This is a genomic window from Pseudomonas sp. SK2, from assembly GCF_016772395.1.
GTDB classification, from domain to species: Bacteria; Pseudomonadota; Gammaproteobacteria; order Pseudomonadales; family Pseudomonadaceae; genus Aquipseudomonas; species Aquipseudomonas taiwanensis.
In genome coordinates, this window is sequence record NZ_CP061944.1 from 3,070,201 (window position 1) to 3,092,702 (window position 22,502).

Sequence of the window (22,502 nt, forward strand, 5' to 3'; positions counted from 1 at the left end):
GGCTCATCGTGCCCGTCTGCAAGGCTTCACGTGTCGGCAGTGCCGCTATTAGAGAACTTCTTCATATCGATAAGCGGCGCGACGAACTCCGGACCTTGCCCCGATACCCACCACCGTACGTTGGCGATACCGTACCGCTCGGCCATGGGCCGGCTGACCTTCTTGATCCTGTGCTGGCCAAACCTGGGGATGATGCCAACCCCCGCATCGCAGCTCGCCCAGTGCCAGGCCTGAGCATTGTCCATACGCTCCTGGCGGATGATGAACGTGCGAAACTCCCCGTGAAGCTCATATTCGATCACATACAACTGCTGTCCTGCCATTGGACTCTCCTCCTTCGATTCAAGCCAATGGAGCGAGTCGAGGCAGAAAAGATTCAGTTAATTTGACCGATTGGTCACTGTTGTTGGCCAAGCGAACCGCCAGCGGCCTCGGCCCTGACTGCATCACCTGCGACCGCGACTCGCCTGGCATATCCCACGCCCCATACCAATGCCCGGCTCATGGTTTCTCCGGGGCGTCGGCTGTAGACCCGCTCGCGCACCACCGAGCCATCGCGTCGATAGACACCAATGAACAACTGCGTTTCTCCCGTGCGTGACAGACGCGTCTGCACTTCCAGACAGGTGCCATCGTCGAGGGTCTCCTCATGGGCCTGATGATGCAGGATCGGGTCACACCACTGTCGATAGGTCTCGCCTCTGTGCTTCATCTGCTGGCCCTCGCCGCTGTTGTCGTCGGTAGATCCTCTGATCGGCGCTGCCGATCGAAAAAAATCGACGCCGTCGGACAACCGGCCAGGCCTCTACAAAACGACTGACGCTGTACAACCACCGGTCATCGGCCGTGCGCGAATGAGCCACCCCCTCTGCGTCCCGCCCGTCCTTCCCACTGAACGCGCCGAAACATTCGGCGCTATCGCTCGGTTGATGAAATCCAATCGACCTGTAGCGTCTGCCGGACGTCCAAGACAAGGAATTGCACACCTATCGATGGCAACCAGGAGGCGAGCCACTGATGAACGATCGCATCATTGCACTGTTCACCGACACCACCGTATTCGGTATTTCCATTCTCAACGTGTTGTTGGCGCTGACCACCACCCTCGTGACCTTCCTGGTCGCCCGTGCGGCGATCAGCTTCCTGCTGCACCGGGTCCGGCGCTGGTCAATGCACGATGGCGCCTTGAGCCAAGTGCTGGCCAAGGTGCTGGCTGGCACCAGCAATTTCCTGCTGTTCCTTGCCTCCTTGCTTGTAGGCTTGAGCCTGCTCGACCTGCCCGAGCGCTGGCTCAGCCGGGTCAGCAGCCTGTGGTTCGTGGTCGCCGCCCTGCAGATTGGCCTGTGGGCCAACCGCGCCATAAGCCTAGGCCTTAGCCGCTACTTCGCACGCCACAGGGCCGATGGCCTGAACCAGGGCAGCGCCTTGGCCACGCTCTCGGCCTGGGGCGCGCGGGTGTTACTGTGGTCGGTGGTGTTGCTGGCGATGCTGTCGAACCTGGGCGTGAACATCACTGCCTTCGTTGCCAGCCTGGGTGTGGGCGGGATCGCGGTGGCGCTGGCCGTGCAGAACATCCTCGGCGACCTGTTCGCCTCGCTGTCGATCGCCGTGGACAAGCCGTTCGAAGTCGGCGACTTCATCGTCATCGGCCCGCTGGCGGGCACCGTGGAGCATGTCGGTCTTAAAACCACGCGTATCCGCAGCCTTGGCGGCGAGCAGATCGTCATGGCCAACGCCAGCATGATCAGCAGCACCATCCAGAACTACAAGCGGTTGCAGGAACGCCGCATCGTGTTCGAATTCGGCCTTTCCTACGACACACCCACCGAGGCGGTGAAGAAGGCGCCGGGCATCGTCGAAGAAGCGATCAAGGCGCAGGATCAGGTGCGTTTCGACCGTGCTCACCTGCGCGGTTTCGGCAAGGAGGCGTTGGAGTTCGAGTGCGTGTATATCGTCAAGGACCCAGGCTACAACCTGTACATGGATATCCAGCAAGCGATCAATTTCCGTCTACTGGAACGCTTCTCCCGGATCGGCGCCACATTCGCCGTTCCGGTACGGGCAATCAAGGTCACCGCCTTGCCAGAGGCCAACGTTGAGTCTGCAGGGCGCGAAGGCCGTGGCTTCAGAGGAGCCTGAATGCACAAGCCCCAGGGAAGGCGTCGCCAGCCAAGGCGTCTTCCCTCTCCGTCACAGGTCCAGCGCACCGCTGAGCAGCGCTTCCAGGACACCCGCCACATTGCTCTGACGCTCGTTCAGCAGGCACAGCGGAATACCCTGCAAAACCCCCAGGGAATCGTCCAGGCCCTCGCCCACCACCGCCAACGGGCAAGCGACGTCCATCTGCAACGACCGCAGGCGCCTGGCCAGCACAGGGGTAACAGGCTCCCGTACGGCAATCACCACCGCCGCGGGCTGGATCGCCGCGCACAGCAGGGCCAGTTCTTCGAGGGGTTGGCCACGACCGAGCACCTCGATGCGCTGGCGCTCGCCACTGAGCAGCAAACCGGTACTAAGCAACTCAAGCTCGGCATGGTCCTCCAAACCAGCCAGCAGGACCCGAGGGGCATCGGGCTGATTCATCTGCAGGCGCAGGAGTAACCTGGCGCGCAGGAAGGTATCGAGGAAAAGCCACTGGCTGCGCTCCCCGAAACCACTACCGGATGCCAGACCACGCCAGACCGGCATCAGCACGTCATGCATCACGCTGGCCTTGGGAAAGAGCGTGAACAACTGGCCATGGATACCTTCCAGCGCCTGGCTATCGAATGTTCTGGTTGCGCGCACAACGGCCGTACGCCATTCATCGAAGGCATCGTCGCGCATAAGGCTGGTCTTGCTTTGCCCCGCGAGCATCTCGCCGACCTTGCTGATCGGCAGGCCATTGGCGGTCCAGCGCAGGATGTCGCGGATTCGCTGCACGTCCGTGGCAGTGTACAACCGGTGGCCGCCATCGGTACGTTGTGGGCGGATCAGGCCATGGCGCCGCTCCCAGGCACGCAAGGTAACGGGGTTGATGCCGGTCATGGTGACCACATCGCGCATGGGAAAAAGATCAGGTGGGGTGGCTTCAGTCATCGTGGGGCATCCGTGAGATAACACATTCTAAACCCCTGCACATCTTCTTGGGCGAGCATCATTGAGTCATCATTCGACGAACCGCACCGAAGCTCTCGACAGTAGAGCTACGCTGCGCATACTGAATATGAATCCGTGGGTGGCTAAATGATCAACGCAAAACTCCTGCAACTGATGGTCGAGCATTCCAACGATGGCATCGTCGTCGCCGAACAGGAAGGCGACGACAGCATCCTTATCTACGTCAACCCCGCTTTCGAACGCCTCACAGGCTATTGCGCCGCCGATATCCTTTATCAGGACTGTCGCTTCCTCCAAGGCCAGGACCACGACCAGGCAGGGCTCGTTGCCATCCGCCAGGCCATCGCCCAAGGGCAGCCCTGCCGTCAGGTGCTGCGCAACTACCGCAAGGATGGCAGCTTGTTCTGGAACGAACTGTCCATCACGCCGGTGCATAACGAGGCGGACCAGTTGACCTACTACATCGGGATCCAGCACGACGTCACGGCACGAATGGAAGCCCAGCAAAGGATCCGGGAACTGGAAGCGCAAGTCGCTGAATTGCAGGGCAAATTGGGCGAGCTCGAAGCTTGATACAAAAAAAGCTGTACAAGGCCGTTGACTTGTACAATTTTAGACGTAGTCTTCAGCTATACCTGTACAAGATTCATTATCTGTACAGGCCTGCCTGGAGACTCGCATGTCCGCCTACCTGCAGCAATTCGCGCAACGCTTCGCGCGGCTCGACGCGCACAATATCGATGCGCTGGTAAACCTGTACAACGAAGAGGTCACTTTTCGCGACCCCCTGCATCAGATTCAGGGTCTTGAGGCACTGAAGGCCTACTTCTCCCAGCTTTACGCCAACGCGCAGGACATCCGCTATACCTTCACAGGCGCCGATGAGGTAGGGCCTGGTCGAGGCTATTTGCGTTGGACCTTGCAGTTCCGCCACCCTCGCCTGTCCGGCGGACGGCCGATCACCTTGCAAGGTTGCAGCTACCTGCAATGGCAGGACCGGGTGCATCTGCATCAGGACTTCTTCGACGCAGGAGCCCTGCTCTACGAGCATGTTCCGGTCATGGGCGGCGCTATCCGCTGGCTCAAAGGCAGGTTGGCATGAGCCGTTGCTGGCTGACCGGCGCGAGCAGCGGGATCGGCGCCGAACTTGCGCGATGCCTGCTCGAACAGGGGCACCAAGTGGCACTCGGCAGCCGTCATGCCGAGCGGCTGTCACCCCTTGCCGAACAGTTTCCTGGCCAAGTGCTGCTGGCCATCGGCGATCTCGACGACCCACGCCAGGTAGCCCAGGTCGCCGCCTGCATCGAGCAGGCCTGGGGTGGCCTGGACATGGTCATCCTCAACGCAGGTACCTGCGAATACCTGGAGCCCGGCCGATACGACCCGCAGCTGGTCGAACGCGTGATCCGCACCAACTTCCTCGCGCTGAACCATTGTCTGGCAGCCGCCCTGCCCTTGCTGCGCGCTGGGGAGCGCCCGCACCTGGTGGTGATGGGCAGTTCGGTTACCTGGCTGGCCTTGCCTCGGGCGGGAGCTTATGGCGCATCCAAGGCGGCTGTACGCTACCTGGTGGAATCGCAACGCATCGACCTGGCGCGCGAGGGTATCGACGTGACCTTGGTGAGTCCGGGGTTCGTCGACACGCCGCTGACCCGCCGCAACGACTTCCCCATGCCCCAGATCTGGCCAGCCCAGCGCGCCGCCAGCCATATCGCCAAGCGCCTGCCCCAGCGCCCGCTGGAGATCAATTTCCCCGGCCTATTCACCTTTGTCCTGCGCCTGCTCGGTGCTTTGCCTGCGCGTCTGCGCCTGGCGATTGGCCGACGCCTGGCACGCCATGAACAGGAATGATGCCCCATGCGCATAGCGATCATCGGCAGCGGTATCGCAGGTTTGACCTGCGCCTACCTGTTGTCGCGCAAACACGAAGTGACAGTGTTCGAGGCCGAGCAATGGATCGGCGGGCACACCCATACCCTGGATGTGGACTGGCAGGGCCAACGCTATGCCATCGACACCGGCTTCATCGTCTTCAACGACTGGACCTACCCCCATTTCATACGCCTGCTCGGTCAGCTCGGGGTCGCGTCGCAACCAACGCAGATGAGCTTTTCGGTCCATGACCCGCTCACTGGCCTGGAATACAACGGTCACGACCTCGATACCCTGTTCGCCCAACGCAGAAACCTGTGGTCGCCGGGCTTCTGGGGGATGCTGCGCGACATCCTGCGCTTCAACCGGCAGGCACTGGCCGACCTGGACAACCAGCGCATCGATGCCTCCACCACCCTGGGCAGCTACCTCACGACCCATGGCTATGGGCAACGCTTCATCGAACACTACATCGTACCGATGGGGTCGGCCATCTGGTCGATGTCCCGCGCCGACATGCTCGACTTCCCGCTGCGGTTCTTCGTGCGGTTCTGTCGCAACCATGGCCTGCTGTCGGTCAACGATCGCCCGCAATGGCGGGTCATCCAGGGTGGCTCGCGTAGCTACATCGAGCCGCTGTGCCGACCGTTCGCCGATCGTATTCGCCTTGGCACCAAGGTCCACCGGGTCAGCCGCGACGAGGGGGGGGTGAGCGTTTTCACCAGCGCCGGCACCGAACGCTTCGAAAGCGTGGTGTTTGCCTGCCACAGCGACCAGGCCCTCGGGCTGCTGGAAGCACCCAGCGCCCAAGAGCGCGCCGTGCTAGGCGCCATAGGGTACGCCGAGAACGACGTGGTGCTGCACACCGACATCCGCCTGTTGCCGCGCCGCAGGAAAGCCTGGGCCAGTTGGAACTACCGCTTGGGCGGCGCCGAGCATGCCCCGGCCGCGGTCACCTACAACATGAACATTCTTCAGGGTATCCAGGCGCCGGCGACCTTCTGCGTCAGTCTCAACCAAACCGCACTCATAGACCCGGCACACATCATCGCCCGCCTGCGTTACGCCCACCCACAATACAGCCTGGCCGCCTCCACCGCGCAGGCAAGGCAGGAACAGATACAAGGCCATCTGCACAGCTACTTCTGCGGTGCCTATTGGGGCAATGGTTTTCATGAAGACGGCGTGGTGAGCGCGCTGCAGGTGGCGCGCCACTTTGGAGAGCAGCTGTGAACAGCAGCCTTTGCCTGGGCTGGCTCAGCCACCGCCGCCTGGCGCCACGCCCCCACGCGTTCCGTTACCGGGTAGGCATGTTCTTGCTGGACCTGGACGAACAAGCCGCATGGCTGGGGCTGTCGCGCTGGATCGGACGCTGGCGCCTGGCCCCTCTGAGCTGGCGCGACACCGACTACCTGCCCGCCCTGACCCGCCAAGGTACACCGCTAGCCGAAGCTGCCCGCACATTGGTCGGTCAGGCCACCGGCCGCACACCCACTGGACACGTCCAACTGCTGACGCAATTGCGTTGCTGGGGGCTGTCGTTCAATCCGGTGAGTTTCTACTTCTGCCATGACCACGACGGGCAGCTGGCGGCGATCCTGCTGGAAGTCCGCAACACTCCCTGGCGCGAGCGCTACCACTATGTGCTGCCGGTAGAGGGCAACCTGGCGACGTCCTTCACCCTGGCCAAGGCCTTCCATGTGTCGCCGTTCATGCCGTTGAACATGGACTACCGCCTGCACTTTCGCCTGGCGGCGACGCAAGTACGCATTCACATGCAGAACTGGCAGGACGGCCAGAAAGTCTTCGATGCCGATCTCGCCCTGCAGCTTCAGCCCCTGGATAGGCGCGCACTGCGGGGGTACATCCTGACCTTCCCCTGGATGAGCTTGCGCACCGTCTCGGCCATCTACTGGCAGGCGCTGCGCCTTCTACTCAAACGCACGCCCATCCATGACCACACCGAACGCCAGGGCGACCTGGTACTCGGCCAACCCTGCGAGGACCCCAACCATGCCCAACCCCACTCTGAGCGTTAGCAAGTCCGCAGGCCTGGCGCCCTTGCTCGGCACATTGGCACGTAACGCCCTGCTCGCCCAATTGGGCAAGTTACGCCACGGCCACCTGCGGCTGCTCAGCCATGGGCGGCAGTGGAACTTTGGCGATGCCGCCAGCCCGTTGCAGGCCGAGGTGGAGATTCTCGATGACGCAGCCTGGGGCATGATCGCCGGGAATGGCTCGATTGGCGCCGGCGAGGCGTATATCCATGGCTACTGGCGCAGCCCGGACCTTGCGCGGGTGACCCGCCTGTTCGTGGCCAACCTCGACGTACTGGACGCCCTGGAAGGTGGCCTGGCACGTCTTGGCCGACCAGCCCTGCGCCTGCTGCACCGGTTGAACCGCAACAGCCGGCGCGGTGCCCGGCGCAACATCCTGGCCCACTACGATCTGGGCAACGCACTGTTCGAGCAGTTGCTGGACCCGACCATGATGTATTCCGCGGCCAAGTTCGAGCATCCAGGGCAAACCCTGGAACAGGCGCAACTGAACAAGCTGGAGCGCATCTGCCAGAAGCTCGAACTCAGCCCGAACGACCACCTGCTGGAAATCGGCTGCGGTTGGGGCAGCCTGGCCATCCATGCCGCAACCCGCTACGGCTGCCGAGTCACCACCACCACGCTGTCGCAAGCGCAGTACAGCTATACCTTGCAGCGGGTCCGGGACCTTGGCCTGGAGCAGCGCGTGACCGTACTGCAAGACGACTACCGCGACCTGGTCGGCAGCTACGACAAGCTGGTGTCCATCGAAATGATCGAGGCCGTGGGCCACCGCTACCTACCGACCTACTTCCGCCAGTGCGCCGCCCTGCTCAAGCCCGACGGGCTGATGCTGCTGCAGGCCATCACCATCCGTGACCAGCGCTATGCCCAGGCGCGGCGCTCTGTGGACTTCATCCAACGCTACATCTTCCCCGGTGGCGCCCTGCCGTCGCTGAGCGTGATGCTCGACACCGCCAGCCGGCAGACCGCGCTCAACCTCGTGCATCTGGAAGATTTCGGTGTGGACTATGCACGCACGCTGGAGCATTGGCGCGACAACCTGCGCCAGTCACGCACCACGCTGGCCGCGCTGGGATACGACGACACGTTCCAGCGCTTGTGGGAGTTCTACCTGTGCTATTGCCAGGGCGGTTTCGAAGAGCGTGCAATCGGTGTATCACAATTGCTGTGGGCAGCCCCCTTGGCCCGGCGTGCGCCGTTGCCAGCACAGCCATGATGCCCAGCGCCTGGCTGGTGGCCAACGCCCTATGGTTGCAGGCCGGCTGGTGGCTTTGCGTGCTCGGCGCAAAATACCCGTGGCTGTTGCTACTGGTGCCGATCGGGCTGGCCGTGCACCTGTACCTGTGCGCGGACCTTGCCGCCGAGACCAAGGCGTTGTGGCGGGTCACACTGGCCGGCTGCGTCATGGACAGTCTGCTGGGATCGTTGGGCGTTTTCGATTTCGGCACCTGGCCACTGCCCCTGTGGCTGGGGCTTTTGTGGCTGGTGCTGGCCAGCGGCTTGCGCCACAGCTTGGCCTGGGCTGGCAGCCCATTCTGGCGTGGCGCACTGCTGGGTGCTCTGGGCGGCCCGGCGGCTTACCTGGGCGGTGCCGGGCTGGCTGATGTGGCGCTACCCTTGGGGTCACTGCCCACCGCGCTGTTGCTGGCCCCGATCTGGGCGCTGGCCTTCCCCCTGCTGGTGCGCATCGCCGCGTGGCGCTGACCTTCGGCAGCGCTGCGAGCAGTACCGCACCTGGTCCCAACACCGCGCCCAGCGCTTGCGCCAATCGAATGGGCGACCACACACCACGCAAACCTTGCTCGGCAATAAACCCTTCTTCATAGCGCCTCCCCGGCATCCAGCCGTGCCAACAACTCCTGGCCACGCTCCCACACCGCTTGGCGACGCGCCGGTGACATGTTGTCGAGGCTTCCATAGACCAGGCGCAGGCGCGGATTGGCAGATAGCTGGGCACGATGCCGAATCAGAAAATGCCAGTACAGCGCATTGAACGGGCAGGCATTCTCCTCCGTGACCTGCCCGACCTTGTAGCTGCAGGCCTGGCAATGGTTGGACATCCGCTGGATGTATCGACCACTCGCGCAATAGGGTTTGGAGCCCAGATAGCCGCCATCGGCGTGCATCACCATGCCCAAGGTATTGGGCAACTCGACCCAATCGAACGCATCGATATACACCGCCAGGTACCACTGGCAAATGGCGTCTGGTGCGATGCCGGCCAACAGAGCGAAATTGCCAGTGACCATCAGCCGCTGGATATGGTGCGCGTAGCCAAGCCGCAGGGTCTGCCCAATGGCCTGCGCCATGCAGCGCATGCGCGTATCCCCGGTCCAGTAGAACGTCGGCAGCGCGCGATCGTTGCCCAGGTGGTTCAGCCCAGCATACTCGGGCATGCGCAACCAGTAGATGCCCCGCACGTATTCGCGCCAGCCGATCAACTGACGAATGAAGCCCTCAGCGGCATTGAGCGGTACCTGGCCGCTGCGCCAGGCGTGGTCGACATCCGCGCACAACTGCCGGACATCCAGCAGCCCGACATTCAGGGCCGCACTGATGCGTGCATGGAACAGGTACGGTTCGCCTTCGGCCATGGCGTCCTGGTAATCGCCGAATGCCGCCAGGCCAAAGTCGAGAAAATGCTGCCAGAGCTGCTGGGCCTGACCATGGGTCACGGGGTAATCGAAACCGTCCATGGCACCGTAATGATCATTGAAACGCTGCCGTACCAAGTCCACCACCGTTTGGGTGATCGCATCCTGGTCGAACTGCGCCGGAATCGGCCCGCGCAGGCCTCGCGGCAAGGATTTGCGATTGTCGGCATCGAAGTTCCACGAGCCGCCTGCCGGACTGCCGTCGGGCTCCAACAGCAGGCCACAATGCTTGCGCATGCCTCGGTAGAAATGCTCCATGCGCAGTTGCGTGCGCCCTTGCGCCCAGCGCGCGAATGCCTCGCGCGAGCACAAGAAGCGGGTATCGCGATGCCACACCAGCGGCAGCCCGGCATCGCGCAGCGCCTGTTCCAGACGCCACTCGCCGCATTCGGTCAGGTGAATTTCGCTCGCACCGAGCACCTTGCACCAGCGCCGCAGCTCGCCGGCGATGCTGCCGCTGTTGCCTTCGGCATCCAGCTCGACGTAATGCACCTGCCACCCACGCTCGCGCAGGGCCTGGGCGAAATGACGCATGGCGCTGAAGATGAACATGATCTTGTGCGGATGATGCGGCACATAGCGGGCCTCCCCCTGGACTTCGGCCATGAGGACGGCGTCCTGGGTCGGGTCCAGCGCCGCCAGGCTCGCCAGGTCGAATGACAGCTGGTCACCGAGCACCAGGCCGAGACGCATTGCGTTGGTCACCATTGGCTGGCCATGGTCAGAGGCCCTTATTCAGTTGCAGGGAGCGCCTTCCGGCAGACGGCGGAAGAACAAGGTGATCTGCCCGAGTTCCACGCCCAGTTTGCTCATGCGCGAGCGATTGATCAGGGTGTCGTCGTCCATCAGGTACATCCAGTCGTCCAGGTCGACCTCCCAGTGCCGCCCGTCCACGGGCAGATCCAGCTGGTAACGCCAGCGCAGCGCATTGCCTGCCACCTCGCCGCGGGCCTCGCCAATCACGTCCGCCGCGGTTCCGCGCCAGCGGCCAGGGCCGTCTGGCACGAGGGTCCAGACGCGCCGTTGACGCGTGCCATCGCTGTAAAGAAAACGCTCGTCGAGGATCAGCCGCTCACCGTCCCGCCGGCTGGCGATGCACACGTGAAAACGCTTGACCACTTCCCCGGAGCGCTTCTGGAACATGCCCCAGGCCTGCACCGGCTGCGAGAAGAAACCCGCCAGGTCTAATTTCGGCTGCTCCGAGGCGTAGCGCTCGACGCCAACATTGCCACAGCTACCCAATAAAACGCAGGCCGCCAACACCAGTGCCCTGTACATGCTCATGCTCCTTCGTCGTCGCTAACCTGCCCCAGCAAGCGCAGGCGCAGTCGAGGGTCTCTGGCCCGAGGGTCGAGCCATATCGCAAAGAACGCCCGCGCAAAGGCCGGGTCGGCGATTTCCCGGTGGAGCGTGCCGTCGACATAGAAGCGGCATCCCTCACCCGGCAAGTACAAACCGGTGATGCGCATTCCAGGGCGCACATCCACGAATGCCGTTTGAATCAGCTCGGCCCATGCAGCGATTTGCTCCGGCGTCACGGCCCCCGTGTTCAGTCGGCGAATCTCATCCATGCTGGCCTGGACCAGAGTTTCGCGGGAAATCGGTCGGTGGTAGAGCAGCTCCAGCGCAAAGGGCTGTCGCCAATCCTGTACAGGTCCGTCGGTCCAAAGCCTGGCGCTGTAGACACGCAACCCGAACCAGGTGAACTCACCGCTGCCCAGTCGCTGTGCCGTGGGCAGCGCTGTCCGCCAGTCAGCTGCTGCCGCTTGCAGGCAGATCAACAGGAACCACAGGCAGGTCCAACGCGCAGCGTGCGTCATGCTGACCTCCAGCTCACTCAATCCTGTACAAGAAGATACATTTGTACAACTTTATGAAGGGGATGTACAGCTTCTGACGAAACCTGCCCTCACGTCCGACTTGCAATACATCCGGAAAATCGTATATTCGGAAAATCATATACGCTCAGTGCACCCCTGCGGGCTGGCAGTGAAACCCAGCCACCGAGACACGCCATGACTGACCCGCTGTCACCCCTCCAGGTTTTCAAATGCCTCGCCGATGAGAATCGCATCCGGATGATGCTGCTGATCGCCCGCGAGCAAGAGCTCTGCGTCTGTGAGCTGACCTGCGCACTGGAACAAAGCCAACCCAAGGTTTCCCGCCATCTGGCGCAACTGCGCACCTGTGACCTGCTGGAGGACCGCCGGCAAGGCCAATGGGTCTATTACCGCCTGCATCCAGCGCTGCCCGCCTGGGTGCGAGAGGTACTGGCAATCACCCTCGAGGCCAATCGCGAATGGCTGAGTCGCACTGCCGATCGGCTGGACGCCATGGGGGATCGCCCACGGCGCGTCGCCAACTGCTGCTGATGCCATCGGATGGAAGAACCTCCTTCGCCTTCACCCTGAACAAGACCGACGTCCGCCGCATCGGTCATCGAGCGGCCATTGCCCCCCTACCCCTATGAGCGCTCTCTGAGCACAACCTGAGTACAACGACATGGCAATCAAAGTAGGCATCAACGGATTCGGACGTATCGGCCGCCTGGCGCTGCGCGCATCCTGGGAATGGCCAGAGTTCGAATTCGTCCGGATCAACGACCCAGCCGGCGACGCCAAGACACACGCCCATCTGGTCAACTTCGACTCGGTCCACGGCCGCTGGCACCGCGAAGCCAGCGCAGACGGCGACTTGGTGGTAATCGATGGCAAGCGCATCAAGGTCAGCGCGAACAAAACCCTTGCAGAAACCGACTGGTCCGACTGCGACCTGGTGATCGAGGCCAGCGGCAAGATGAAGTCGGTGGCCGTGCTCCAGGCCTATCTGGATCAGGGCGTCAAACGCGTGGTGGTGTGTGCGCCAGTCAAGGAAAAGGGCGCGCTTAACGTGGTGATGGGTGTCAACCAGCACGTGTTCGACCCGGCCCTGCACCGCATCGTCACCGCTGCTTCCTGCACCACCAATTGCCTAGCTCCGGTGGTCCAGGTAATTCATCAGCACCTGGGCATCCGCCACGGTTCGATCACCACCATCCACGACCTGACCAATACCCAAAGCATCCTCGATACGCCACACAAGGACTTGCGTCGCGCCCGGGCCTCAGGCATGAGCCTGATCCCCACCACCACCGGCTCGGCCACTGCGATCGCGGAAATCTTCCCTGAGCTGCGCGGCAAGCTCAATGGTCACGCCGTGCGTGTCCCGCTGGCCAATGCCTCGCTGACCGACTGTGTGTTCGAGGTTCAACGCGCGACCACCGCCGAAGAGGTCAATGCCCTGCTCAAAGCGGCTGCCGAAGGTGGGTTGAAGGGCATCCTGGGCTATGAAGAACGGCCATTGGTGTCCATCGACTACCGCACCGATCCACGCTCCTCGATCATCGACGCGCTGTCCACGCTGGTGGTCAACGGTACCCAGGTGAAGATCTACGCCTGGTACGACAACGAATGGGGCTATGCCAACCGTGCAGCAGAACTGGCCCGACTCGTCGGCATGGCGGAGTAGACAACGATCATGAAGGCGTTGTCAGCCCTGTCCGGGGACGTGCGTCAATACCTGCTGGTGACCGGCAATTACTGGGCCTTCACGCTCACCGACGGCGCGTTACGCATGCTGGTGGTCCTGCACTTCCATGCACTGGGCTATACGCCGCTGCAGATCGCGGCGTTGTTCCTGTTCTATGAGGTGTTCGGCGTGATCACCAACCTGACGGGGGGCTATCTTGGCGCACGCCTGGGGCTCAATCGCACCATGAACATCGGCCTGGGCATGCAAGTCGTGGCCTTGATGATGCTGACGGTCCCGGCGGCCGGGCTGACGGTGCCCTGGGTGATGGCTGCCCAGGCGCTGTCCGGCATCGCCAAGGACCTCAACAAGATGAGCGCCAAAAGTTCGATCAAGCTGTTGGTGCCGGACAGCCAGCAAGGCACCCTCTACCAGTGGGTGGCCATCCTCACCGGCTCGAAGAACGCGCTCAAAGGCGTGGGCTTCTTCCTCGGTGGAGCGCTGCTCGCGCTGCTTGGTTTCACCCACGCGGTGCTGTCCATGGCGGCCGTGTTGGCAGCGGTTTGGATCGGCAGTTTGCTCCTGCTGAAAAAAGACCTTGGCAAGGCCAAGGCCAAACCGAAGTTCCGCGACATGCTGTCCAAGAGCCGGGCGATCAACATCCTCTCGGCTGCACGGCTGTTCCTGTTCGGGGCCCGCGACGTGTGGTTCGTGGTGGCGTTGCCGGTCTATCTGAGCGCCACTTTCGGCTGGGACTTCTGGATGGTCGGCGGTTTTCTGGCCGCCTGGGTCATCGGCTACGGCATCGTCCAGTCGTTCGCCCCTTACCTCACCGGCAAGAAGCAAGGCCATGTGCCCGACGGCCGAGCCGCCTTCACCTGGGCCATCGCCCTGGCCGGGCTGCCCCTGCTCATGGCACTGGGCCTCACAGCCGGTGGCTCGGCCCAGATCGTGCTACTGGGCGGGCTGATGTTGTTCGGCGTGCTGTTCGCGGTGAACTCATCGCTGCACAGCTATTTGATCGTGAGCTATGCCAAGGAGGATGGCGTTTCCCTGGACGTGGGCTTCTACTACATGTCCAACGCCCTGGGACGGCTGATGGGCACGCTGCTTTCGGGTTGGGTATTCCAGGCCTATGGCCTGGAGGCCTGCTTGTGGGTTTCCAGCGTTTTCGTCCTGGCTGCGGCACTCATCTCGGTCGGATTGCCAAGGCACGGCAACCGGGTACGACAGCACGACTGAGCGGCGCCGAACAGCGCAGGCTGTGGGGCCTGCGCTGTTCGGGTACTACCGACGGGCGCGAATCGCTTCGATGCCATTGAACACCAGCATGCCCAGCAACATGGCTGCCACGAACAGCCAGGCCTGCCAATAACCACCCGGCAACAGCACCAGCGCAGGGCCCGGGCATACGCCAGCCAGCCCCCAACCAATGCCGAACAGCAGGCTTCCGCCTACCAGGCGACGGTCGATGTCACGCCGGGTGGGCAACTGCATCGTGCCCCCCAACAGCGCCACCGACTGTCGGCGCGCCCAGGCCATCGGCACCAACGCTGCGCCAATGGCACCGACCATGACCAATGCAAGCGAAGGATCCCACTGCCCGGCCAGGTCGAGAAAGCCAAGCACCTTGGCGGGATTCGCCATGCCGGACAGCAACAAGCCCAACCCGAACAGCAACCCTGCGATGAAACCAGTGATCCGCGTCATGTCACACGCCCGCCAGAAGATGCCGAGCGACGAACACGGTGGCGAACCCGGCCGCCATGAAGCACAGCGTCGCCACTGCCGAACGGGGTGACAGCCGCGACAGGCCACACACCCCGTGACCGCTGGTGCAGCCGCCGCCGTAGCGAGTGCCCAGGCCGACCAGCAGCCCTGCGACCATGAGAACCCAGGGTGCACGGGTGAACTCCACGGCGGGAAGCGACACGAACACCTGCCACAGCAGCGGTGCAGCAATGATGCCCAGCAGGAACGCAGCTTTGTCGCCACGCCCCTCCCCTGACCGCTGCAACATCGAAGCCAGCAACCCACTGATACCGGCTATCCGCCCGTTGGCTGCAGCGAACAGCCCTGCGGCCAGACCAATCAGCACGCCTCCTCCGAGCGCCGACCATGGCGTGAAGGCATTCATGTTAACAAGCATCGCAACGCTCCAACTCAAGAGAAAGGGGTGAGCATGCCCTTATTCTAGCCCTGGGCCAGCAGGGTTGAAATCCGAGTCTGCGGCAGCCCGCCGTGGCTTGGGGATAGGTGAATTACTGCTACGCTTTTCAGAGGCTGACCGGTAATCCTCGTTGCTGCATTGCCAGTTCAGCACCGATGAGTTCCATTGTCGTTCGGGCCCACCCTTTGCGCATGACCTTTGCTCAACAAAGGTGCCGACATGGCTGACTTCAAGAAGCATTCGACCAAGCGGTTGTCCAAGGTGAAAGACGACATCCGTGAAGAAAAGAATTTCCATTCGCGCAAGGAGAGACTGGAGGCCGGTAAACGTCTGCGAGACGTCGTTCCGCGGGCGGCTCATGCAACGTGGAAATCCAAGCCCAGGCAGCGTGATCCCGTCGGTTTGCTCGAACTGTCCAACCGTGACCGCCATCCGGCACTGGTGCCTGTCCGTTATGGGCGAATGCTGCGCAGCCCATTCACCTTCTTGCGTGGCTCGGCCGGCCTGATGGCACGCGACCTCGCCACGCTGCCTTGTACCGGCGTACACGTCCAAGCCTGCGGCGATTGCCACCTGCTCAACTTTGGCTTGTTCGCCACCCCCGAACGTAACCTGATCTTCGATATCAACGACTTCGACGAGACACTTCCCGCGCCGTGGGAATGGGACATCAAACGGTTGGCAGTCAGCTTTGCCGTCGCCGCCCAAGACAATCGGCTGAACGACAAAGAGGCCGGACAATTGGCCATGGCCTGCGTGGAGGCCTACCGCAAGCGCATGCGTGAATTGTCGGATATGAGCCCGCTTGACGTCTGGTACGACCGCCTGGACGCTCAGGCCATCATCGACATGGCCCCCAACGAGAAATACCGCAAGGCGCGCGAAGCATTGATGGCCAGGGCCAGAACGCGGATCGGGGACTACCTGTATCCCCAGATCAGCGATGAAGTGGGCGGTAGGCGACGCCTGGTCGACCAGCCTCCGATCCTGTTCCATATCCAAGAAGCCGGTTTCGCCAAGCGCGTGAAGCTTGCACTTGAGGATTACCGCCGTTCATTGCTACCCGAGCGCAGAGTGCTCTACGACCGCTATCGCCTGGAGGACTTCGCAGTGAAAGCCGTGGGCATTGGCAGCGTGGGCACGTTCTGCTTCGTCGGCTTGTTCTTTTCGGCCGAAAACCATCCGCTGCTGCTGCAATTCAAGGAAGCCTGCCCGTCCGTGCTGGCGCCCTATGCCGGCAAAAGCGAGTTTGCCAATCAAGGTCAGCGAGTGGTTACCGGCCAGCGCCTTTCGCAATCCGCCAGCGACATTTTTCTGGGCTGGACCGAAAGCACCAAGGGCCGGCAGTTTTTCGTCCGACAGCTACGCGATATGAAGATGTCATTGCCAGTGGAAGGTGCGACCTTCGAGCAGATGAACATGTATGCGCAGGTGTGTGGCATGACGTTGGCGCGGGCGCATGCCAAGTCAGGGGACGCAGCGCTGATCAGTGGATATCTCGGCAAGTCGGACGCCTTCGATCAAGCCCTTGGCAAGTTCGCACTGGCTTATGCCAAGCAAAATGCCATGGACTACGCGGCGCTGGTCAATGCCGAGAAAAAGGGCAGGATCAAGGCACTTCGCGAGGAAGACGATTGAGCACTGCCATGGCCTATGCCATGGGGGGTGACCTAACTGCATTCATCTGGATTCAAGAAGATGCATGACCCTCGTTTTCCCCCAGCGCGTTCAAGATCGTCTCGTTTCCACTGGGCCGTTCTCGTCGCGACCATACTGATGCTGACCGCCTGTTCAACCCTCGGTCCCTCCACCATCGAGCGCGACAGAAGCGATTACGCGACCGTCATAGCCACGACCTGGAAAGAACAGACCCTGTTGAACATCGTCAAGTTGCGTTACGCCGATGCCCCCGTCTATTTGGAGGTGTCATCGGTGATCAGTTCCACGGCCATCCAAAGTCAGGTGAACCTCAGCGCCAGTTGGTTCAGCGGTTCGCCCGCTGAGGGTAACAACCAGACCTTGGGCGCTTCAGGCCTCTACACAGATCGCCCTACCATCAGCTACACACCGTTGTCCGGCGAACGCTTCTCCCGTTACCTGCTCACGCCCCTTTCGCCAGCGGCTATATTCTCGCTCGTCCAGGCGGGCTATCCGGTCGATCGTGTGCTGCACCTGACCACGCGTGCCGCAAACGGCTTGTACAACAGGTCAACCTCCCCGTCTCGGCTGCGTGCAGCAGACCCAGAGTTCTATGCGGTGCTGGATGCGCTTCGGCGGATTCAGCGTTCAGAAAAGCTGGGCATGCGAATCAGCCAACGTGCCGGGACTGACAGTGAACTGCTGCTGATCGCCGACACCCGGTCGGAAATCGTCGAAACCGATCGCCGACTGGTGCGCCAGTCGCTGCACCTTCGACCCGACGCGGAGATACTGAAACTCACCTTCGGCTCGGTGCAGAGGGACGATACCGAGGTGGCCTTGCTGACACGTTCGATGTCGGAGATCTTCTCGGAGATCGCCGCCACCATCGAAGCCCCGCCCATCCATGTGCAAGAGGGTCGGGCAAACCCCGAACCCGCCCTTCCCAAGGTTTCCAACGAATGGGACACGCCACTGGTGCGTATCCATTCAAGCGAGCGAAAGCCAGACAATGCCTATGCCGCCGTGCACTACCGCGATCACTGGTTCTGGATAGACGATCGCGACCTGAAGTCCAAATCCGAGTTCCTCTTCATTCTCGTGCTCTTGTCCCTCGCCGAAACTGGCGTAGCCCCGGAAACACCGGTCATCACGATCCCCGCCAACTAGTCAGGCAGCGGATACAGGCTTTGCAGCAAACGATCCTGCGCGGACAGGGGACCTAGATGGCGAACGAACAGGGCCTCGCCTTGTGGGCCCGAAAGTGCCTGGCTCAAGGCGGTATCCACCAACAAACGGAAATCGTCGTCTCCTCTTGGCATCGACAACGCCACCCGGCTCATGACGAACAAGTGATCCGGAACCCACAGCTGGTCGCGCTCAGCTTGCCGGGCCTGATAGGCCAGCAGGACCACCCTGTCTCCCAGGAGCGCGTCGACCTTGCGGTCGACCACCCGCTGCACCCCTTCCGCGTACGTCGACACTTCCTGGAGCGTGGATTGCAAACCAAGCTGGCGGATCCGCTCATGGGCCCAGCGACTGCTCAAGGTGCCACGCAGGACGGCAAAGCTGTGCTTGCTCAACCCCGCGTTGATCGTCGCGCGCCAGCGCGGGCTGGTGTCCTGCGCGCCACCGCTGAGGGGGCCGAGCAAGGTATTCGGTGCATCACGCCTGACCAGAGCCGCAAGGCCGGAAGTAAAGACCGCGATGGAAAAGTCCAAGGTGCCCCTTCTGGATAGGGTTTCCACCATCGGTGTACAGAGCAGGTCGACCTGCCCGTCACCCACGGTGCGAACAGCCTGCGGCTCTGCCAGGGAGCGCCAGCGTACCTGCAAGCCCGCGAGCCCGGGCGACTCCCGAAGGCGTGCGACGACTGCCTGGCAAAGGTCGATGGAGTACCCCTCCGGTGCCTGTTCGCTGCCAGATGAGAAGGGAGCGAACCCCTCCACGAATCCGAGATTGAGCACCTGCCCTTGCCTTAACCTGCTCAATACGTCCGCAGCGGCGACAGTGCTGTCTGCTACCGCGCACAACAGCAAACTGGCAAGACACCAACCGGTCGCTTTCAATGAACGCTTCATGGCGCACCTCCGATCATGTCCAACGCCTTGACGAAACGCTTGGCAATGAAACCGAACAGCAGGTAGCCCAGCGCCATGATCAGAGCGGCACCGAATACGGCTTCCAGGCCCGAGGCGTACAGTGCGTAGAAGCAATAGCACACCGCGACCACCATGACCGCGCTGTTACGGCGAAAAATGGCTGCCTGAACCTGGGCCTTGTACATGATCACCAACAGCCCGGTCAGCGAGGTGATGTAGGGAATGATGTTGGTCACGGCAGCCAGGTTGACCAGTTTGCTGAACTGGGCGCTGGCATTGGGCGAGAGCGTCGACAGGGCAATGAGGCTCTGCAGCACGGCGCAGGTCAGCATGCCTATCAATGGCACACCACGTGCCGTGGTGCGCGTGAACAGCGTTGGGAAAAGCCCCTGCCCGGCAGTCACTCTGGCGGTTTCAGCCAAGGTGAATTGCCAGCCGAGCAACGAACCCACACAGGCGATTACCGCCAAGGCCATGATGACATTGCCGACAGCGTCATTGAACATCTGCGCATAGACCAGGGCGAAGGGCGCGCTGGCGTTTGCAAGTTCCGGGTTCGGCACGATGCCCTGGATGACACTGGTCGAAAGAATGTAGATCACCGCTGCGCCAAGGGTGCCGAGCAAGCACGCCAGAGGCACATTGCGCTTGGGGTTTTCCACCGCGTCGGAGTTCTGCGCAGCCGATTCCATGCCCAGGAACGCCCACAAGGTCAGCGGAATACTGTTGGTAATGGCCTGGGCGACCGGCATTTGACCCGGGTTCCAGGCATCCTGGAAGGTCGCGGGGCTGAACCAGTGCCACCCGATCAGGCTTAAACCGGCAACCGGGACGATGACGCCCCACACGCTGACAGCGCCAATACGACCGGTAACTTCGGCTCCCCCCAGGTTGGACAAGGTGGTAAACCAGATCAACGTCACCGCTCCAACCAATAGCGGCCCACCACCAGTTCCAAGCCAGGGAATGAAAGGCGTGAGGTAGCCAACGGCAGAAATGGCGATGGCTACATTGCCAATCATCAGCGACAGGAAGTAAAGGTAGGAGCACAGAAAGAAAGCAGACTTGCCATGGGCTTGTTCACTGTAGGCAGACATGCCGCCCGATTGCGTGCAGTAGATGCCGCATTGGGCGAAACAGTAGGCGATAGCCATCGAGCCGATGGCCGTAATCACCCAGGACAGCAGCGAGACGGCGCCGATCTGCGCCATGCTTGCCGGCAGCATGATGATGCCCGAACCCATCATATTCACAGTGACCAGTGTCGTCAGTCCGACCAGGCCCATTTTCTTTGCTTTATCACGCATGGCTGCCACCTCCGCGAAAGCCTGTCGAAGAACCGATCGCTCATGTGCCACGCCTTCACTTTCGAGCCCTGCGCCCCAACCGCCGGGCACCGGGTGCAGCGCTTATGCCATGCAATATCACGCTGAGCACGACGCAGGCGATGGTCGTGGCGATGATCGTGCTGCCCTCTTGCAGCGGCGCATCGAGTACCAGCACGGCGAAGACGATAGACGCTAGACCACGCGGTCCGAACCAGCCAATGAACAGACGGCTCTCGGCAGCCAGCTCGCTGCCGGCCAGACTCACCCAGACAGGCACCATACGCACCAGCGACAGGCTCAGCAGTGCATAGAACCATACCGAGGGCGACAGGATTTGCGAGGCCTTGGGCGCTACGTAGGCACCGAACACCACCCAGGTCAGCAGCGAAAGTGCTTCACCGCAGGATTCGCCGGTCTTAAGCAGCGGCTGCGTTTCCCGATTGAACAGGTAACCGGTCAACACACCTGCACAGAACGCTGCGATAAAGCCGCTACCGCCCATTGCCTGGGCGCTGGCGAAGCTCAGCAACGCCAGGGCGGGCATCACCAGTTGTTGCCAAGAGTCCATTTGCAGGCAGCGGCGTTGGGAAAGACGCAGCAGCCCTCCCACCACCAGCGCCAGCACTGCCCCCGTCAGTACGCCAATGCCCAACTCCTCCAGCAAGAAGTATCCCGCCAGGGCAAAGGGCATCGTCGAGCGACTTTCCATCAGCAATGCCAGCAGCAAGAGCAGAACCGGCACGCAGATGCCGTCATTCAGTCCGCTTTCGACGTTCAGGCTTTCACGCACATTGGCCGGCACCAGGGGGTTACTCACCACTGCCTTGCCAAGGGCGGCATCGGTGGGCGCCAGGATCGTCGACAACAGGGCCATTTCCAGCCAGGGCATGCGTGGAAACATCAGCCACGCAGCAAGCCAACCGGCGACCAGGGTCAGCGGCAAGCCAATCGTCAGCAGACGCAGTGGCAGGCTACGGTGAAGGCGCAATTGAGCCAGATCAGCTTGGGCAGCATCGCTGAACAGTACGATCGCCAGGGTAAGCTCGGCCAGCAGCCGAAGATCATGACGATCCAGGGAAAGGTTCAGCACCCCAAGCCCAGCGGGGCCTGCCACCAGCCCCGCCAGCAAGAACAACAGGGGGCCATTGATAGGTTTGGATTCGAGCGCGCCGGCCAGGTTGGCGTACAGCACCAGCAAGGCAGCCAGGACAGCCAGATTCTGATACATGACAACCCACCGTGATCGCCACGACTGTATGAATACGCTACCACTGCGTTCGTGGCGCCACGATCCAAAAGGCGGCGCAAGTTATCCTAGGTCAACAGTTGAGGTAATAAACCTGCAAGACCGCTGTGCATCAGGTGGTGCCTGCCCCAAGGCCCTCGCCAGCGACCGCGGGGATCATCGTGGAAATGACCTGTGCTTGGCTTTTATCAAGTCGAGCAGGTGGCAGCGGTATAGGTTGCCAATGACCCTTGGCCGACCACGGAAAACAATCATGAACCGCCCCGCCCCCTCACGCGCTCGCCTGTATGACGAACAAGACCTCGACAGCGTGCTGCGTAGCATGGCGCAGCAGGCCCTGGCGTTCATGACTGCCCAACCCACGGTGCTGGTGGGGATTCAACGCCGAGGGGAGCCTTTGGCGCGCCGCCTGCAACTGCACTTGCACCGACTGACCGGGGCGGCGCCATTGCCACTCTACCCGATCAAGGTCAAGCGCTACGCCGACGACCTCAGCATCCTGCATGCCTATACGCAGCTTACCGAGAACCCTGAGTTGGCCAAACTGGATCTGGCCGATACCACCTTGCTGGTGGTCGATGACGTGCTGTACGAAGGGCACTCCCTGCTGCGTACCTGCGCCTACCTGGCTGAGCTTGGCGCGCGACGGGTATTCAGCGCGGTGCTCGTTGACCGTCACGTCTGTCACCAACCCGTGCATGCGCAGATCGTGGGTATACACCTGCAGGTCGCCGAGCAGGACATCGTCGAATGTCATGTGCCACCTTTCGAGGCGGATTTCAGCGTGGAAGTGGTTCGCCACGGCCGAGCTGGCGACACCGCCTGA

The 22,502-nt window shown here is 62.0% G+C and carries 25 protein-coding genes and 1 pseudogene; 14 read left to right on the plus strand and 12 right to left on the minus strand.

The annotated features are described in order from the left end of the window. Nucleotides 1–26 precede the first annotated feature (26 nt). Nucleotides 27–323, minus strand: a complete 297-nt coding sequence (locus IF103_RS13665) for a DUF6555 family protein (protein WP_023380936.1) — start codon at nucleotides 321–323, stop codon at nucleotides 27–29. Nucleotides 324–397: 74 nt separating this feature from the next. Then, entirely contained in the window at nucleotides 398–712 is a 315-nt protein-coding gene (locus IF103_RS13670; RefSeq protein ID WP_027906722.1) for a hypothetical protein, read from the minus strand. Between the two features lie 305 nt (nucleotides 713–1,017). On the opposite strand from IF103_RS13670, the gene IF103_RS13675 reads away from it, so the two are divergent. Then, entirely contained in the window at nucleotides 1,018–2,139 is a 1,122-nt protein-coding gene (locus IF103_RS13675; RefSeq protein WP_023380938.1) for a mechanosensitive ion channel family protein, read from the plus strand. 51 nt (nucleotides 2,140–2,190) lie between these two features. Here IF103_RS13675 and IF103_RS13680 read toward each other — a convergent pair whose 3' ends face one another. Then, the gene (locus tag IF103_RS13680) at nucleotides 2,191–3,078 is read right to left on the minus strand and encodes a MerR family transcriptional regulator (RefSeq protein ID WP_202675402.1); all 888 of its coding nucleotides are present in this window, start codon (nucleotides 3,076–3,078) and stop codon (nucleotides 2,191–2,193) included. A 147-nt stretch (nucleotides 3,079–3,225) separates the two neighbouring features. Here IF103_RS13680 and IF103_RS13685 point away from each other — a divergent pair, with 147 nt between their 5' ends. The 7 genes from IF103_RS13685 (at nucleotide 3,226) to IF103_RS13715 (ending at nucleotide 8,735) form a co-directional block, all read left to right on the plus strand. Further along, on the plus strand, nucleotides 3,226–3,672 hold the full coding sequence (locus IF103_RS13685; protein WP_023380940.1) for a PAS domain S-box protein: 447 nt from the start codon (nucleotides 3,226–3,228) through the stop codon (nucleotides 3,670–3,672). A 106-nt stretch (nucleotides 3,673–3,778) separates the two neighbouring features. Further along, nucleotides 3,779–4,201 (plus strand): nuclear transport factor 2 family protein, encoded by a 423-nt coding sequence (locus IF103_RS13690; RefSeq protein WP_202675403.1) that lies wholly within the window; start codon nucleotides 3,779–3,781, stop codon nucleotides 4,199–4,201. Continuing rightward, a complete protein-coding gene (locus tag IF103_RS13695; RefSeq protein ID WP_027906723.1) occupies nucleotides 4,198–4,950 on the plus strand; it encodes an SDR family NAD(P)-dependent oxidoreductase in 753 nt (250 codons plus the stop codon). The genes IF103_RS13690 and IF103_RS13695 overlap by 4 nt, the downstream gene beginning before the upstream one ends. 6 nt (nucleotides 4,951–4,956) lie before the next feature. After that, nucleotides 4,957–6,204 (plus strand): NAD(P)/FAD-dependent oxidoreductase, encoded by a 1,248-nt coding sequence (locus IF103_RS13700; protein WP_023380943.1) that lies wholly within the window; start codon nucleotides 4,957–4,959, stop codon nucleotides 6,202–6,204. Next, a complete protein-coding gene (locus IF103_RS13705) occupies nucleotides 6,201–7,010 on the plus strand; it encodes a DUF1365 domain-containing protein (RefSeq protein WP_104881640.1) in 810 nt (269 codons plus the stop codon). The genes IF103_RS13700 and IF103_RS13705 overlap by 4 nt, the downstream gene beginning before the upstream one ends. Further along, on the plus strand, nucleotides 6,985–8,247 hold the full coding sequence (locus IF103_RS13710) for an SAM-dependent methyltransferase (protein WP_023380945.1): 1,263 nt from the start codon (nucleotides 6,985–6,987) through the stop codon (nucleotides 8,245–8,247). Before IF103_RS13705 ends, IF103_RS13710 begins: the two co-directional genes overlap by 26 nt. Further along, a complete protein-coding gene (locus IF103_RS13715) occupies nucleotides 8,247–8,735 on the plus strand; it encodes a DUF2878 domain-containing protein (RefSeq protein WP_027906724.1) in 489 nt (162 codons plus the stop codon). Before IF103_RS13710 ends, IF103_RS13715 begins: the two co-directional genes overlap by 1 nt. On the opposite strand, the pseudogene IF103_RS25210 reads toward IF103_RS13715, so the two are convergent. The 4 genes and pseudogenes from IF103_RS25210 to IF103_RS13735 form a co-directional block, all read right to left on the minus strand. After that, nucleotides 8,733–8,855 (minus strand): annotated as a pseudogene (locus tag IF103_RS25210) (DUF2256 domain-containing protein); the annotation flags it as partial. The gene IF103_RS13715 and the pseudogene IF103_RS25210 sit on opposite strands and share 3 nt — an antisense overlap. Continuing rightward, nucleotides 8,852–10,378: a cryptochrome/photolyase family protein gene (locus IF103_RS13725; RefSeq protein WP_202675404.1), complete on the minus strand. Its 1,527-nt coding sequence runs from the start codon at nucleotides 10,376–10,378 to the stop codon at nucleotides 8,852–8,854. The gene IF103_RS13725 and the pseudogene IF103_RS25210, both read right to left, overlap by 4 nt. A 42-nt stretch (nucleotides 10,379–10,420) precedes the next feature. Continuing rightward, complete coding sequence (locus IF103_RS13730) at nucleotides 10,421–10,969, minus strand: DUF3833 domain-containing protein (protein ID WP_371919393.1); 549 nt, start codon at nucleotides 10,967–10,969, stop codon at nucleotides 10,421–10,423. After that, nucleotides 10,966–11,505, minus strand: a complete 540-nt coding sequence (locus IF103_RS13735; protein ID WP_202675405.1) for a chalcone isomerase family protein — start codon at nucleotides 11,503–11,505, stop codon at nucleotides 10,966–10,968. Before IF103_RS13735 ends, IF103_RS13730 begins: the two co-directional genes overlap by 4 nt. Before the next feature lie 195 nt (nucleotides 11,506–11,700). Between IF103_RS13735 and IF103_RS13740 the strand changes: the two genes are divergently transcribed. The 3 genes from IF103_RS13740 to arsJ all read left to right on the plus strand — a co-directional run bounded on the left by IF103_RS13740 (nucleotide 11,701) and on the right by arsJ (nucleotide 14,434). Then, nucleotides 11,701–12,057, plus strand: a complete 357-nt coding sequence (locus IF103_RS13740) for a metalloregulator ArsR/SmtB family transcription factor (protein WP_023380951.1) — start codon at nucleotides 11,701–11,703, stop codon at nucleotides 12,055–12,057. A gap of 130 nt (nucleotides 12,058–12,187) precedes the next feature. Next, nucleotides 12,188–13,192, plus strand: coding sequence for an ArsJ-associated glyceraldehyde-3-phosphate dehydrogenase (locus IF103_RS13745; protein WP_202675406.1), 1,005 nt, complete (start codon nucleotides 12,188–12,190; stop codon nucleotides 13,190–13,192). Nucleotides 13,193–13,201: 9 nt separating this feature from the next. Next, nucleotides 13,202–14,434 (plus strand): organoarsenical effux MFS transporter ArsJ, encoded by a 1,233-nt coding sequence (gene arsJ / locus IF103_RS13750; RefSeq protein ID WP_023380954.1) that lies wholly within the window; start codon nucleotides 13,202–13,204, stop codon nucleotides 14,432–14,434. Nucleotides 14,435–14,479: 45 nt separating this feature from the next. Here the strand turns inward: arsJ and IF103_RS13755 are convergent, their stop codons facing one another. Further along, entirely contained in the window at nucleotides 14,480–14,902 is a 423-nt protein-coding gene (locus IF103_RS13755) for a DUF6691 family protein (protein ID WP_023380956.1), read from the minus strand. Between the two features lies 1 nt (nucleotide 14,903). Beyond that, a complete protein-coding gene (locus IF103_RS13760) occupies nucleotides 14,904–15,341 on the minus strand; it encodes a YeeE/YedE family protein (protein WP_104881638.1) in 438 nt (145 codons plus the stop codon). Nucleotides 15,342–15,581: 240 nt separating this feature from the next. On the opposite strand from IF103_RS13760, the gene IF103_RS13765 reads away from it, so the two are divergent. Both IF103_RS13765 and IF103_RS13770 read left to right on the plus strand, forming a co-directional pair. Then, complete coding sequence (locus IF103_RS13765) at nucleotides 15,582–17,000, plus strand: DUF2252 domain-containing protein (protein ID WP_049818691.1); 1,419 nt, start codon at nucleotides 15,582–15,584, stop codon at nucleotides 16,998–17,000. 138 nt (nucleotides 17,001–17,138) lie between these two features. Then, a complete protein-coding gene (locus tag IF103_RS13770) occupies nucleotides 17,139–18,170 on the plus strand; it encodes a hypothetical protein (RefSeq protein WP_023380961.1) in 1,032 nt (343 codons plus the stop codon). On the opposite strand, the gene IF103_RS13775 is transcribed toward IF103_RS13770, so the two are convergent. Genes IF103_RS13775 through IF103_RS13785 form a run of 3 tightly spaced genes read right to left on the minus strand, consistent with a single transcriptional unit; the run spans nucleotide 18,167 to nucleotide 21,658 of the window. After that, the gene (locus IF103_RS13775) at nucleotides 18,167–19,081 is read right to left on the minus strand and encodes a transporter substrate-binding domain-containing protein (RefSeq protein ID WP_104881636.1); all 915 of its coding nucleotides are present in this window, start codon (nucleotides 19,079–19,081) and stop codon (nucleotides 18,167–18,169) included. The genes IF103_RS13770 and IF103_RS13775 overlap by 4 nt on opposite strands. Next, complete coding sequence (gene potE, locus IF103_RS13780; protein WP_023380964.1) at nucleotides 19,078–20,409, minus strand: putrescine-ornithine antiporter; 1,332 nt, start codon at nucleotides 20,407–20,409, stop codon at nucleotides 19,078–19,080. The genes IF103_RS13775 and potE overlap by 4 nt, the downstream gene beginning before the upstream one ends. A 55-nt stretch (nucleotides 20,410–20,464) precedes the next feature. Continuing rightward, a complete protein-coding gene (locus IF103_RS13785) occupies nucleotides 20,465–21,658 on the minus strand; it encodes a cation:proton antiporter (protein WP_027906732.1) in 1,194 nt (397 codons plus the stop codon). Between the two features lie 271 nt (nucleotides 21,659–21,929). Here IF103_RS13785 and IF103_RS13790 point away from each other — a divergent pair, with 271 nt between their 5' ends. Then, a complete protein-coding gene (locus IF103_RS13790; RefSeq protein WP_023380966.1) occupies nucleotides 21,930–22,502 on the plus strand; it encodes a phosphoribosyltransferase family protein in 573 nt (190 codons plus the stop codon).